This is a genomic window from Exiguobacterium sp. KKBO11 (assembly GCF_001644945.1).
GTDB classification, from domain to species: Bacteria; Bacillota; Bacilli; order Exiguobacteriales; family Exiguobacteriaceae; genus Exiguobacterium_A; species Exiguobacterium_A abrahamii.
The window spans coordinates 1,199,321-1,211,795 of record NZ_LUCU01000011.1 but is presented as its reverse complement, the minus strand read 5'-3'; the positions used below and the strand labels follow the sequence as shown (position 1 = coordinate 1,211,795).

Here is a 12,475-nt window from a genome sequence, read left to right as displayed (position 1 = left end):
CGATTCAGATGAGTTACGAAAAAGTATTTCAAATGCCGATGCAACAGCTGTATCAGATATACCGTCAAAAAGTCGAGCGTAAGCAACGGACACAAGACGAACTCGATGACGTGCTGTTCTGGTTGACCGGACACACGCCATCAACTCTTGAACAAGCCATACAAACCCAAAACGTCGCAGCCTTTTTCGAGAACGCACCCGCCCTGAACGAACGTCGCTTTTTAGTTACTGGTGTCATCTGCGGGATTCGTGTGGAAAACCTAACGGATCCGCACATTCGTAACATTCGCATTCTCGACAAACTCGTCGATGAACTGGCAAAAGGAAAAGCATTAACTAAAATCTTACGATAAGGAGGAATGCTGATGTCTACTTTACTCAGTACACTGGCGATCCTCGTCATGGTGACCAGTGTGACCTATTTCATCGTCTATCAAGTCAAACGAAGCAAAGGAACCCATCGTTCACCCGTCTATCGACTTGTCTTTGGTGGTCTGTCGGTCGGCTTGATGGTCAGTTATTTTTTGCTGACGTGAGTCGTGATTTTTAGTTTTTGATTTTAACAATAAAATCATTAATACAGTATTTGAAATAATAGAGGAGGTATACGCTTGCAACTTCGAAAATGGATCCTTCCGCTTTTGCTACTCATCTGTCTCGCCTCACCGAATGCCGCAACGACATATGTGAAATGGACGGTCGCTCCAACAGGTCACTATCTCGAACGGCTTCAAGCGGCTGACATTCCTTACAAAGTCCGCCAACACACGCTTTACGTTCAAGAAAAGGATCTGCGCCGCGTCACGTCGTGTTGTACATGACAACGATAGAAACCCCCCTCATTTCAGCGAAATGAGGGGGGTTTCTGATCAATCACGATTTAGCGAATCGTTTTTAATGCTGTTGCCCACGGGATGACTTGATCGAGCATTTGGTTGACCGATGTTTCTTGAACGGCTGCCGCTTTTAAGACCGATCCGTTCTCGAAATCAGTGAACAATGATAACGCCGGATGCACCCGGACGTCGGCGATCAATAACTCACCTAAGATGCCGCGCAAATGTTCGGCTGCCCGTGCCCCACCGACAGAACCATAAGAGACGATCCCTGCCGCTTTGTTGTTCCATTCGACACGTAGATAATCGAGCGCGTTCTTGAGTGACGCTGCAATCGAATGGTTGTATTCCTGGACGATGAAGACGAAGCCGTCTTGTGCTGCGACATCCTTCGACCAAGCAGCAGCACCCGACGCATCCCCATCCTTTTCACCTAGAAGCGGTAATTTGTAGTCGGCGATATCAAGAATCGTGTAGTTTGCATCCCCCCGTTGATCGGCGAGTTGTTTGACCCAGTTCCCGACTTGTGGGCTGAGGCGTCCTTCACGTGTGGATCCTAAGATGATACCAATGTTTAATTTCTCCATTTTCATTTCCTCCTCTTGTTTAGATGCTGTCAGTTCATTTTCCTATTAAAGATATTCTTTTTCGATCTTGCGCGTACTCCGGACCGTATCAATCGGACGGACCATTTGTTCGATCTGTGCCCGTTGTGGCTCGAGGAATGGTGGTAATGATAATTTTTCTCCAACCGTTTCATAAGGCTCATCACCCATGAAACCAGGACCATCTGTTGCCCACTCGAACAAGACACTGCGCGCAACACGGGCATAAAGGGACTCGAAGAAGAAGCGATCGACATAACCGGACGTGTTGAAGCGTAGCTGTTGCATCCGCTCGATCCATTCCTGTAAAGCAGCCGTATCTTCAACGCGGAAGGCGACGTGGTGCACTGTTCCGAATCCTTGACGTCCGCTTGGTAGAACGACGTTATGCTCAACGATGACTTGGGCACCATTTCCGCCTTCACCCATCTCGAACAAGTGCAGGGAACCAGCTTGATCGACTTCGCGCATCAACATCGCTTGTTCAAGTACCGCTTTTAAATTGTCGAATTCCGCGATCCGGATGTGAATTGGACCGAGTCCCGTGATCGCGAACTCGAGGGGTACCGGACCATTTTGCCACGGTGTGCCAGAAGCGACACCTTGATTATGCTCGTCAGAGATCAACATGTATTGTTGCTCATCAAAATCGACGAACGAGAGCGTCTGCTTGCCGAATTGTTCTTTGATACCACGGTGCTTGACGTCATATTTGTCAAAGCGTTTAATCCAGTATTCAAGTGCCGCATCCGTTGGAACACGGAACGCCGTCTTGAAGATTTCATTTGTTCCGTGTGACCCTTTTTGAATACCAGGGAAATCAAAGAACGTCATATCCGTGCCGGCAGATCCTTTATCATCGGCGAAGAATAAGTGATACGTCTGGATGTCATCCTGATTGACGGTCTTCTTTACCAATCGCATCCCTAGGACGTTCGTAAAGAAGTCATAGTTTTTCTCGGCACTGCTCGTAATCGCCGTCACGTGGTGGATTCCTTTTAGTTCATTCATGAAAAATCGCTCCTTTAGTGGTTATTATCTCGAATTCGAGATATCAGCCTAAAAAATTTTATTGTTTTTTTGCTTGATAGCCGATCGTTTTGGCTGTCTCGATGAATGCTTCGAGGTCTGACGGGACTATTCCTTGAAATACTTGATTGATTGCTTGCTCGTGCTTTGGAAAAATAGCTTCCATCAGTTGGTGTCCTTCAGAGGTCAGTTCCGCAAATGTCACACGCCGATCCTCTGGACATGCTTTTCGGACAACGTAATTTTTCTTTTCGAGCTTATCGATGACATAGGTGATGCTACTGCTCGTGATCAAGACTTTTTTCCCAATCAATTGAATCGGTTGCCTGCCCCTGTGAAACAGCAACTCAAGAACTGAAAAATCCGTCGGGTTCAATCCCCATTGCGCAACATCCTTCTTGATGACTTCATGTAACGCATCAACTGCGCGCACCATGACCGTCAATGCTTTCAAGTTCGGATTCGGTGGAGTCATTTCGTTCACCTCTTTTGTATCTTCAATTCATATATCTTTAATTCGAGATAAATATACCATCCCGATTTTTATTCGTCAACTGTTTTGCTACTATTTATATAAACTTGATGCGTAACAAACTAAAAAAACTGAGCCGAAGAAAAAATCGACTCAGATGCGATGAATCACATGGTTTTAAAATAGCTTAAATGTTAGACCCAATCAACGAGATCTACGAGGGCTTGGCGTGTTTGCGGATGCGCCGGTGCTTCATTTCGATAACCGAACGCGACCATGACGGCGACATTCAGATTATCCGTCAGGTGTCCTTCATCACGTAACAGCTGTTCGACGGCTTTTTGGTCGAATCCTTCCATCGGGCACGAATCAATCCCGATCTGTGCCGCACTGGTCATCATGTTACCGAGCGCAATGTATGTTTGTTTTGCCGACCAATCCCGCATGGCGCGCTTGGATGACACAAGATCGAAGTCGGCTTCCTGGAACTGACGATAAAATGAATGACGACCTTGCTGTGCTTCAGGCGTTAATCCGATCACATCTTGCATCATATGATGGATGTAAGGCGCGTCAAAATGCATGTCCTGTTCATTTCGAGCCAAGAGGATGACGAAATGGCTCGCTGTCTCGAGTTGTCCGGCAGCGCCCCACGCAAACGGTGCAAGCCGCGCACGAAGCGACTCATCCTGAATGATAAGAAAACGCCACGGTTCGTAGCCAAACGATGATGGAGAAAGACGTCCCGTTTCGAGGATGAAAGCAAAATCATCTTCCGGAATCTGTTTGTCCGCAAATCGTTTTGTCGCGTGACGGAAGGCGAATGCATCGAGAATCTGTTGTTTTCGTAAATCGTTAGTCGTTTTAGTTAACATGTTCTAGCCTCATTTCGTATGATAGTGACATCTGAAGTGTATGCCGCTTCCTAGCAAGCGACAAGTACGCACTTTGAAGTGACATACTATCAATCATGTAACTAAAGGAGACGATCCATATGCCAATCGAAGACAGTTGTGTGTTTCTAAATACCTATTCTTGTGCGACGGCAGCGACGGTCGAAGTGATCGGTGGAAAATGGAAAGCCATCTTACTCTATCAACTACTTGACGGTCCGCTTCGCTTTTCAGAACTGTTGAAGACCTCTGAATCCATCAGTCCGCGTATCTTGACCTTACAATTACGAGAACTCGAGCACGATGGGCTGATCCATCGCGTGACATACGCAGAAGTACCGCCTCGTGTCGAGTATTCGCTTACCCCGCTCGGTGAGACACTTCGTCCGCTCGTCCTGATGATGAAACAATGGGCGACCGATCATATGTCAAGCGTGCTCGAGCATCGTGCTGCAGGAGAACTCGTTCGATGACGTTCTCACTATATGAAGCGCATCTACCGGTATCTGATTTACATCGATCGATTGAATTTTACGAATCACTCGGATTAACCTTTGATCATACCATTGACGATCGAATCGCATTTTTATGGATTGAACCCGGAAAAAGTTGGCTTGGACTTTGGCTTAGTGAGCATGCGAACACACCGTATCATCCTTCCATCCGACACATCGCTTTAACTGTCGATATCGACTTTTTACGAAATGCTCCGAATTGGTTGCGCGAGCGTCAAATCGAACCACGCGCTGCATTTGGATTTGGACCAGATGAGCCCTTCGTGATGACACATACGAATTACGCCCATGCCAAACTGCATTTCAATGATCCGGATGGCAATAGTCTAGAATTCATCTGTCACTTACCGAATCCGAAACGACTATCGAAGAAGATGACACTCCAAGAATTCGAGACGCTAACGTTTACTTAATGTAACGTCCATACAACGCATGCCCTTCTCCTAATCGATAGTGATCTGTCCCAGAAAGAATATACGCCGTATCGTCAGGTAATCCGATCGCGTGATCCATTTGAGACAGGTGTTCCTGAAAACGGGTTGCCCGTTTTTCCTGGTTTAAATGAGGACAGAGACAACCGCTCAGCCAGCCTTGCCCCGTATCCAGGCAATAGTCCGTTCCGTCCTCACTCGTACGGATCCCGTATTCCATCGCATAGATCGCTCCAGCACTGACACCGACGTACCACGTTCCACGCTTGATGGCTTGTTCAAGCCATAGATCCATGCCTTTTACAGCAAAAGTCTTGACGAGTAACGGATAATTGCCACCACCGACATAAAGAATGTCGGCATTTTCTATTAGTCGTCGTTGCGTCTCCATGGATTGTTCGTCGTCAAACAGCGTGACGATCGAGACAATCGCTCCAATTGTTTCATATGTATCTCGAAATTGTTGTTGGTATAGCAATTCATCTCGACTTGCCGTCGGCAGGAAGACGATATGTGGTGCGTGTTTCGTCAGTTGAACGACATGCCGATTGATGAATTGATGAGACGGAGCAACCAGTTGACCGCCTCCGATTAGCATGAGGTTCATCTTTTTTCTCCTTTGCAGCGACTTTTTAGAAAAAGGAATACAGTCCGTGTTCGTAATAATCAAATTCTCGTGTAGTTAGTCGCTCAAAGCGATAGCCTTCATAAAAGGCATCGAGTGCTACCGGATCATTGATGATTGGACTGATGGCGAGAGCGATATCATACCGCCGATCGCCCGGTCTCATCGCTCCGACATCTATGAACGAGAGCTTTCCGTCCGTCGCGACCAACAGATTGTCTGTCGTACAGTCGCCATGAATCCAACTGGCAGTTATCGGCTCCGGACAGGAGGACTTTAGTTGTTTCAGTAAATCCATCGTGCCGGACGTCCAAACAGATGTGACATAACGTTCCGCTGTCACAATTCGTTCCTTTAACCATTCCTGTGACGTTCCCCCTGTCGCTCGTTGATGAAAATGAAAAAGATATGTCCCGAATGCTTGCCACAGCTGGATCCGTCGCTCGCTTGTCGCCTGTCTTAAAGCTGTCGTCAACGTTATCCCGTCTCGCCACTGCATCAAGAGATGGCTTTGCTGTTCCGTCTTAAAAAAACCAACGTACTCAGGTAGGAACCCTGGTTCTCGTTGCATCCATTCTTCTAAGACAATTGCTTCTTCTGCGAGCCATCCTTGGTATCTCGCTTCCATAGCAGTCTTTAGTAAGTAACTCCCTTTCTTTGCTTCAATCCGGTACACAATCGAAGTTCCCCCTTGCTCAAAAAGCTTTTCGACGTGCCCGATATCCCCCGTCAGTTGTTCGATCCGTACACGGGTTGCTTCCGTCATACCGTATATCCCGTGAACGGCACTGGCGTCGACAGTCGAATCCAGGTCGACGGTTTGCCGTAGACCGATGCGTCATCAAGAAAACGTTCCAGCGTTGTAACGGACGCCGTTTGCAACTTGACCATGAAGTTATAGCTACCGGTCAGGCGATGACACTCGACGACTTCTGGATGTCCTTTACAAAATTCAATCAAGCCTGCGCAGCGTGTCTCTTCGAACATGACGACAGCGAGTAACCCTTGCGCGAGTGCTTCCGGATTTATGACAGCGCGGAATCCTTCGATGATTCCCGCGTCCTCCATTTTTCGGACCCGTTCGATGACGGCAGGTGCCGATAACCCGATCTGTCGTCCGAGTTCCGACCATGGAATCCGGGCATCATCTTGCAGAATCCGGACAATCTGTTGATCAATTTGGTCCATTTTTCATCTCCCTTTCGAATTAAAACCACTTTCTTCAAATTAACATGGAATCAAAGGAAAATATAGCCTTTCCCTATGTTCTCCTACTGTGCTCATCAAAATGCTTTTCTTATACTAATTACAGGAGGTGATACATATGGAATCAACCTGTGTCCGGTGTCAAGAAACGATTGAAACGACGGTCTATCAGTGCTCGCACGCTTGTACGTTTTGCGAACCGTGTACGAAAGCGCTCGATCATATTTGCCAAAACTGCGGGGAGATGCTCGAAGCCGTCACGCCAGTCGCGACATAAAAAGACGGATGCCTCGGCACCCGTCTTTTGTCTATTTAGATCGTCTCTTGTGATTGTCGCTCGGCTAAGCGCTCTTTTGCTTTTTCTTGATGCGGCTTAATCGCCGACTCCCCGAGTGCTTTCGCTAGACCTCGGGTTGGAAGATTGACATACATCGACTCATAATTGCTGACTTCGAACGTCTCATGGAAGATCCCGACCGCTTCTGATGTCCGTGCCTTCTGATTGAATCGTTTCCACGCCGTCAAATGACGGGAACCATGGGCATATGCCATCAATTCTTCCGTCGAACGCCAATACTGAATCAACGTCACGGAACGCCAACCGACAAGTGACTCATGCGAAATCAGACCGACATCGTTTTCATAACACTCTTGTAGCATCGGTCCCATCGCTTGGACCGTCGGTAACCACTGCCGGACAGAACGTAGGCGATTGATCCGTAAACCGATGATGAACACGACGACGTCTTTGTTCGGAGTCGCAATGATCCGTTTCATGTCAATTTCCTCCTTCAAGGGTCTCAAGGGAAGCGTCGCACCAGTCGAGTAACGCCCGTGTCTTCCGAATGCCATAATCAAGCGTCAATAACCAATAGACGGCATCATTCGAGTCAGGATAAGAACGAATCATCGCATCGATCGCTTGATACGTCTCAAGCCGTTCTTCGAGCAATCGCGCGTGCTCCTGAATTTTCTTCAAGGTGACCTCTTTTGAAGCATGTCGAGCGAAGTACAGCTTCAACAACAGGTCGTTCCGTTGCACGGGCAATTCGACGGACGGTTCAGCGACCCACCGCTCGAGCTCCGCATGCCCGTTTTTCGTCAGAGCGAATTGTTTCCGTTCCCCATCCGTGACCTCTTCAACGATCAATCCTTCCGCCTCTAACCGTTTCAGCGTCGGATAGACTTGTCCGAAGCTGATTTTCCAAAAGTGATTCAAGCTCGTATCGATCGTGTGTTTCATCTCATAACCAGACGTACATCCGCTTGCAAGAAGTCCGAGAATCGCATAACGGGTCATATTTTCTTTTGGCATCGGTCCCTCCTATATCTAAAAGATAGTATCTTTTAGATATAGTTCCCGTTCATTCAAATGCCAAACAGGAAATTTACTGGATGAAGCAGGAATTCTCATTTTAAATCCGAATTCTTGTTCACATACTTAATTAAAAGGAGTTCTCACATGACATACGCTAAAGCTTCTCTCTTCTTTAGTTTGCTCGGTCTGCTCATCGACTCTATGATTTTCCCGCCGTTCAACTGGTCGTTCGGACCAAACTCGATGCTTACGATACCGATCGGACTTGTCATTTATCTGTTTGGAATCGGACTCGGGATCGTCGCCATCAAACGACGCGAACCGGGAATCCTCAAATATGTCAGTCTCGCCTGTTCCGTTCCTCTTAGTGTGTTACTACTGCTATTTCTCGGTTTCATCTTCAGCGGGCAGATTTAATCATTTTACAAGAGTTGTTCATGAGACGTTTTCCCGCTTGCATCGAATGTCAGCTGATGGATCGCTGGACTCGCCATCGCGCTCAGCCACTCATTTGCCGGTCGTCCAGTGTAGTGTTCGAGCACTAACGCCAACACGAGACCATGCGTCGCGACGACCAATCGGTGGTGCGGGTGGATTTTACGTAGCTGATCGATGGCTACTAGAGCACGATTGCGTGCTATTTGATTCGACTCACCACCACTTTGCGCGTAATCATCATTTTGGAATGATCGCTTCAACAGTTCTTCTAGCCGTTTAGGTGATAAACGTTCGTCTGTTTCCTGAAAACACCGTTCTTGAAACGCTGCCTCGTAGATCGGCAAACCTCGTTGCTCAGCGAGTGGGCGAACGGAGTCCATCGCCCGTTGCATCGGACTCGAGTAGATGGCGTCAATCGGTATCGCTTTAAAGAACGCTACGAGTTCCTGCGCTTGTTCCTGACCTGCATCCGTTAATCCCCGCCCTCGATCACTGCCTGTTTTGATCGATTCGCAATGGCGAATGAAATAGAGCGTCCTCATCGCAACTGGACCCACTTTCCTTCAGAAATCACGTCTACGTTCGAACCGATAACACGGATCGCTGTCGCGTCGTCGATCGCGTACGCCGGATTCGTCAATGTCTCAGCCCAAGATTTGGCAGCTTGTAAGTGATTATCTGGTAATTGCGGATGATCGAGATGCGGGAAAATTGAAAAGTCAACGAGACCTAATGTTGCGTCCGATTGCTCCGGCGTCTTTTTCCATCCAACGAAATCTGTTCCGATTCGTGGCGTAAGGACCATGCTGCCGGCGCTCATCCCGACATAAACACCGGTTAGTTGCGGTAATAGTCGATCGAAGCCCGATTCGACGAACCAGTGATATAGAAAGAGTGGATCACCACCATTAACGAGAATGACATCCGCTTGTTCGACCGCTGGTTGCCAAATTGCTGGATCAATTACCGAGACCGCTGATAATTCCAACAGACCGACTGACTTCCATCCTAAATCGACCATCGGTGCCTCATCTTTTCCTTGAATGAAGTTGACAGCGAGGTCCGTTCCTCTGCCTAATGCGTAGGAAGCTGTCGTGATCGCAATGGCATGGCATTCCTCAATCGGTTTTCTGAGCATCTCGCGTAACGCTTTGTGAATCGAGGGATTTTGTATCCCACCGGACGTTAATAAATAGTCCATCATCATACCTCCAGTCCTTTGCTTCAGTTTACAATATTTGTTTCTTTCTGGTACCCTTACTTTTATTCCCACTAGAATAGGAGGAATCAAATGTCTTTCGATTTAATGACGTTACCTGAAACGACGTTACACTATCGTCTGATTCTCGGAACTTCCGATCAACCGACGTTTATCTTTGAAAATGGATATGGACAAGATCTTTCAACCTGGCAACCAATCATGGATCAAGTTGAAGGACTTGGAACGATCTTGATGTATGACCGTACGAACATCAGTGGTAGTATGCAGCATGATTCCGAGACTAGTCGCCAGAGCGTGAATCGCCTTCGCCGTTTGATCCATACCTTATCTCTCAAACCACCCTTTATTCTTGTGGGTCATTCCTATGGCGGCACGTTAGTTCGACAATTTGCATCGCAATATCCAAGTGAAATAAAAGGTCTATTGCTCATCGATGCAACACCAGAGTCCTATATTCAACGCTTCTTACCAGAGATGCCAAACACGTTCCAATCCATATACAAAAAACAATTCACGCTCGAATGTACATACGAAGATTTTAAAGAGAGTATTGAAGCGACGAACGTTGATATCCTCTACCCATTTCCAGTCATTGTTCTGTCTGCTGGTAAAAAGGATCATTATTCGCGTGAGGCGCAACTATTGTGGCACGAATTGCAACGACAAACTGCTGCACAGTCGATCCAAGGCTTGTTGAGCGAAGTTCCAAACAGCCGGCACTTCATTCAACAGGATGCCCCCCATATTGTTGTCGATGCGTTACATCGTTTGATTTCAGGTGATTCTTAAGCTCTTTTCAAAGGAACTATTTCCCATTTCCAAACGTATACTTAATATAAGCTTGATTCGACACACTGATTGGAGGCACATATGTATTCGATTCCTAGCTACTTCATACTCTACTTAAAAATCATGCTGACGGATAAGATTCCGGTCTTTTGGTCGTTGATTTTCCCGTTGATTCTCGCCTTTGTCTTCGGGTCACGCCTCGACTTCACCGAGAACAGTTTCCTCTCATTCCTCGCGCTCTTTTGGGGGTATATCTTACTTTCGATTTACGTGAATGGCATCGGTCTCCAACTTGCCCGGATGCGGGAGCATGGTTTGATGAAGACGTATATCATGATTTCCGGTAGTAAGATTGGTTGTATTCTCGCACTCGTACTCGTTCAGCTCGTGTTTGCAGCCGTTAGTTTGACGGTCTTTACGACGATTCTGATGCTTGTATTCGGCTTCTTCTCACCTTTGACGTTGTTACTCGCTTATCTCGTCTTGTTGCTCAGCATCCCGCTTGCTTTTGCAAGTATCGTCTTGACGATGCTTCCGGCAAAGATTTCGAGTATGTCGACATTAATCAACATCGTCATGTATCCGCTGTTCTTGTTCGCAAGTAACCAACCGGATCGCTGGTACAGTTACTTGAATCCTTTTTATGTCATGAAAACACTTGGTCTCGCCGTCTCTGAGCACGTTACGGGAGCATCGTTACTTATCTTGACCGTCGTACTCGTCGTTTATCTATTACTTGGTCTATTCTCTGTCAAACGCTTTAATCTCATGTCATTGCTGACCCGATAGGAGGATTCAGATGCACGTCCAACACATACGCTTTAACTATCCGAAATCACCTGACCTGTTACACGATGTCTCCTTTTCACTCATTCCCGGAAAATTGAACGTCTTAATCGGGATGAACGGTGCCGGGAAAACGACACTGTTTGATTGCATGACTGGTGCTTTACCAATCACGTCCGGAGAACTGGACTTACCCGATATTTCGGACATTCTCTATTTGACGCAATTCATCTATTACTCGGATGAATTAAAGGGCAAGGATGTCGCCGTCTTCGTCGGTCGGCTCGCCCGTTTGAGAGCATATCGCAAGCAAGAGACGTATACGCGTCATCTGAAACAGCCACGAGAGCTCGATTTATTCGCTCATCTGTGGGAGATGAAAATCGGTAAGATGTCCGCTGGCGAAAAGAAATGGTTGTTCGTCACCCTGTTGACGACAGTACCACGTTCGCTCTACATCTTTGATGAGCCAACGAGCGGGGTCGACCCGGCAACACGGCTTCATATCATGCGACGCTTCGAGCAGATGACTGCAAACGGTCAAACGTGCCTCTTCTCGACGCATCAATTACACGATCTATTGCATACCGATGCCCATGTCATCTTCCTTCATCACGGTCGTATTTTGTACGAAGGCGACTTCAAGGATTGGTTGAACCGATTCGAGACGACCGATCCGGACGTCGCGTTCGTTCAGATGTTGGAGTTAGCAGGTTGATGGATTCTAAAAAAACCGTCCAGTATACTCGTATTTCCTAAGTGGAACACAAGTATACTGAACGGTTTTTATAATATGTTCATTTTTTCGACTCCGCATATGACTTGAACCGATCAAGGATAGCCTGCCAACCCGCTTGTTGCATCTCAGGCGGGTTGATTGTTTCGGCATCAAACGATTCGACGACTTCGGTCTGTTCTCCGTTCCGGGAGAAGTCGATCGTCACCTGGCGACCATCTTCGAGGACATACGCAATGCGTTCGTAAGGAACGATTGTCTCGTATGTACCCGTGAAATCAAACCCCATGCTACCATCTTTTGCTTCCATTCGATTCGTGAATTGACCACCGACCGTCAAATCATTCGTTGACGCCGTCGTGTGCCAATCGTCAGACGCTGCGTTCCAGCGTTTGATATCTTCCGGTGCGTTCCAGATCTCCCACACGGTCTCGACTGGACGGTCAATCACGGCTTGAATCGTTAGTTTCGTCATCTTTTTTCCTCCTTACTAATTGAAGTTCACTAATTGAAGTTCCCTCCCTATTTCGAGGATGATTAAATGAATTCCTTGTTATTTTCGATTAATTCAGGT

At 47.2% G+C, this 12,475-nt stretch carries 22 protein-coding genes; 10 read left to right on the top strand and 12 right to left on the bottom strand.

Annotated elements, in window-relative coordinates:
* Positions 1-8: 8 nt before the first annotated feature.
* The 3 genes from AYO36_RS06330 to AYO36_RS06325 all read left to right on the top strand — a co-directional run bounded on the left by AYO36_RS06330 (position 9) and on the right by AYO36_RS06325 (position 821).
* A complete protein-coding gene (locus tag AYO36_RS06330; RefSeq protein ID WP_064299810.1) occupies positions 9-353 on the top strand; it encodes a DUF2200 family protein in 345 nt (114 codons plus the stop codon).
* Between the two features lie 12 nt (positions 354-365).
* Positions 366-536 (top strand): hypothetical protein, encoded by a 171-nt coding sequence (locus AYO36_RS16740; protein ID WP_156501826.1) that lies wholly within the window; start codon positions 366-368, stop codon positions 534-536.
* A gap of 75 nt (positions 537-611) precedes the next feature.
* Entirely contained in the window at positions 612-821 is a 210-nt protein-coding gene (locus AYO36_RS06325; protein ID WP_064299809.1) for a hypothetical protein, read from the top strand.
* Positions 822-880: 59 nt separating this feature from the next.
* Here AYO36_RS06325 and AYO36_RS06320 read toward each other — a convergent pair whose 3' ends face one another.
* The 4 genes from AYO36_RS06320 to AYO36_RS06305 all read right to left on the bottom strand — a co-directional run bounded on the left by AYO36_RS06320 (position 881) and on the right by AYO36_RS06305 (position 3,817).
* The gene (locus AYO36_RS06320) at positions 881-1,423 is read right to left on the bottom strand and encodes an NADPH-dependent FMN reductase (RefSeq protein WP_050678013.1); all 543 of its coding nucleotides are present in this window, start codon (positions 1,421-1,423) and stop codon (positions 881-883) included.
* A gap of 45 nt (positions 1,424-1,468) precedes the next feature.
* Entirely contained in the window at positions 1,469-2,452 is a 984-nt protein-coding gene (locus tag AYO36_RS06315) for a ring-cleaving dioxygenase (RefSeq protein ID WP_064299808.1), read from the bottom strand.
* Between the two features lie 58 nt (positions 2,453-2,510).
* Positions 2,511-2,945 (bottom strand): MarR family winged helix-turn-helix transcriptional regulator, encoded by a 435-nt coding sequence (locus AYO36_RS06310; RefSeq protein ID WP_064299807.1) that lies wholly within the window; start codon positions 2,943-2,945, stop codon positions 2,511-2,513.
* A 191-nt stretch (positions 2,946-3,136) separates the two neighbouring features.
* Positions 3,137-3,817 carry an NAD(P)H-dependent oxidoreductase gene (locus tag AYO36_RS06305; protein WP_064299806.1) on the bottom strand — a complete coding sequence of 227 codons (681 nt, stop codon included), beginning with the start codon at positions 3,815-3,817 and terminating at the stop codon, positions 3,137-3,139.
* A 119-nt stretch (positions 3,818-3,936) separates the two neighbouring features.
* Between AYO36_RS06305 and AYO36_RS06300 the strand changes: the two genes are divergently transcribed.
* Entirely contained in the window at positions 3,937-4,308 is a 372-nt protein-coding gene (locus AYO36_RS06300; RefSeq protein ID WP_035397181.1) for a winged helix-turn-helix transcriptional regulator, read from the top strand.
* Positions 4,305-4,763 carry a VOC family protein gene (locus tag AYO36_RS06295; protein WP_035397179.1) on the top strand — a complete coding sequence of 153 codons (459 nt, stop codon included), beginning with the start codon at positions 4,305-4,307 and terminating at the stop codon, positions 4,761-4,763. Before AYO36_RS06300 ends, AYO36_RS06295 begins: the two co-directional genes overlap by 4 nt.
* Here the strand turns inward: AYO36_RS06295 and AYO36_RS06290 are convergent.
* From AYO36_RS06290 to AYO36_RS06280, 3 genes are read right to left on the bottom strand one after another with little or no spacing between them, the layout of a single operon-like run.
* Entirely contained in the window at positions 4,756-5,388 is a 633-nt protein-coding gene (locus AYO36_RS06290) for a Type 1 glutamine amidotransferase-like domain-containing protein (RefSeq protein ID WP_064299805.1), read from the bottom strand. The two genes, AYO36_RS06295 and AYO36_RS06290, sit on opposite strands and share 8 nt — an antisense overlap.
* A 25-nt stretch (positions 5,389-5,413) precedes the next feature.
* Complete coding sequence (locus AYO36_RS06285) at positions 5,414-6,172, bottom strand: aminoglycoside phosphotransferase family protein (RefSeq protein WP_064299804.1); 759 nt, start codon at positions 6,170-6,172, stop codon at positions 5,414-5,416.
* Positions 6,169-6,594 carry an Lrp/AsnC family transcriptional regulator gene (locus AYO36_RS06280; RefSeq protein ID WP_064299803.1) on the bottom strand — a complete coding sequence of 142 codons (426 nt, stop codon included), beginning with the start codon at positions 6,592-6,594 and terminating at the stop codon, positions 6,169-6,171. The genes AYO36_RS06285 and AYO36_RS06280 overlap by 4 nt, the downstream gene beginning before the upstream one ends.
* A 136-nt stretch (positions 6,595-6,730) precedes the next feature.
* On the opposite strand from AYO36_RS06280, the gene AYO36_RS16650 reads away from it, so the two are divergent.
* Positions 6,731-6,889, top strand: a complete 159-nt coding sequence (locus AYO36_RS16650; protein ID WP_082874171.1) for a DUF1272 domain-containing protein — start codon at positions 6,731-6,733, stop codon at positions 6,887-6,889.
* 35 nt (positions 6,890-6,924) lie between these two features.
* Here the strand turns inward: AYO36_RS16650 and AYO36_RS06275 are convergent, their stop codons facing one another.
* On the bottom strand, positions 6,925-7,389 hold the full coding sequence (locus AYO36_RS06275; protein ID WP_064299802.1) for a DUF4188 domain-containing protein: 465 nt from the start codon (positions 7,387-7,389) through the stop codon (positions 6,925-6,927).
* A gap of 1 nt (position 7,390) precedes the next feature.
* Positions 7,391-7,927, bottom strand: coding sequence for a PadR family transcriptional regulator (locus tag AYO36_RS06270; protein WP_064299801.1), 537 nt, complete (start codon positions 7,925-7,927; stop codon positions 7,391-7,393).
* 147 nt (positions 7,928-8,074) lie between these two features.
* On the opposite strand from AYO36_RS06270, the gene AYO36_RS06265 reads away from it, so the two are divergent.
* Positions 8,075-8,347 (top strand): hypothetical protein, encoded by a 273-nt coding sequence (locus AYO36_RS06265; RefSeq protein ID WP_064299800.1) that lies wholly within the window; start codon positions 8,075-8,077, stop codon positions 8,345-8,347.
* A gap of 5 nt (positions 8,348-8,352) precedes the next feature.
* Here the strand turns inward: AYO36_RS06265 and AYO36_RS06260 are convergent, their stop codons facing one another.
* Positions 8,353-8,910 (bottom strand): histidine phosphatase family protein, encoded by a 558-nt coding sequence (locus AYO36_RS06260; RefSeq protein WP_064299799.1) that lies wholly within the window; start codon positions 8,908-8,910, stop codon positions 8,353-8,355.
* The gene (locus AYO36_RS06255) at positions 8,907-9,569 is read right to left on the bottom strand and encodes a Type 1 glutamine amidotransferase-like domain-containing protein (RefSeq protein ID WP_064299798.1); all 663 of its coding nucleotides are present in this window, start codon (positions 9,567-9,569) and stop codon (positions 8,907-8,909) included. Before AYO36_RS06255 ends, AYO36_RS06260 begins: the two co-directional genes overlap by 4 nt.
* A gap of 90 nt (positions 9,570-9,659) precedes the next feature.
* On the opposite strand from AYO36_RS06255, the gene AYO36_RS06250 reads away from it, so the two are divergent.
* The 3 genes from AYO36_RS06250 to AYO36_RS06240 all read left to right on the top strand — a co-directional run bounded on the left by AYO36_RS06250 (position 9,660) and on the right by AYO36_RS06240 (position 11,883).
* Positions 9,660-10,379, top strand: coding sequence for an alpha/beta fold hydrolase (locus AYO36_RS06250; protein ID WP_064299797.1), 720 nt, complete (start codon positions 9,660-9,662; stop codon positions 10,377-10,379).
* An 81-nt stretch (positions 10,380-10,460) separates the two neighbouring features.
* Positions 10,461-11,168, top strand: a complete 708-nt coding sequence (locus AYO36_RS06245) for a hypothetical protein (protein ID WP_064299796.1) — start codon at positions 10,461-10,463, stop codon at positions 11,166-11,168.
* 10 nt (positions 11,169-11,178) lie between these two features.
* Positions 11,179-11,883: an AAA family ATPase gene (locus tag AYO36_RS06240; RefSeq protein WP_064299795.1), complete on the top strand. Its 705-nt coding sequence runs from the start codon at positions 11,179-11,181 to the stop codon at positions 11,881-11,883.
* A gap of 79 nt (positions 11,884-11,962) precedes the next feature.
* Here the strand turns inward: AYO36_RS06240 and AYO36_RS06235 are convergent, their stop codons facing one another.
* Complete coding sequence (locus tag AYO36_RS06235) at positions 11,963-12,376, bottom strand: SRPBCC family protein (protein WP_064299794.1); 414 nt, start codon at positions 12,374-12,376, stop codon at positions 11,963-11,965.
* Positions 12,377-12,475: the final 99 nt, after the last annotated feature.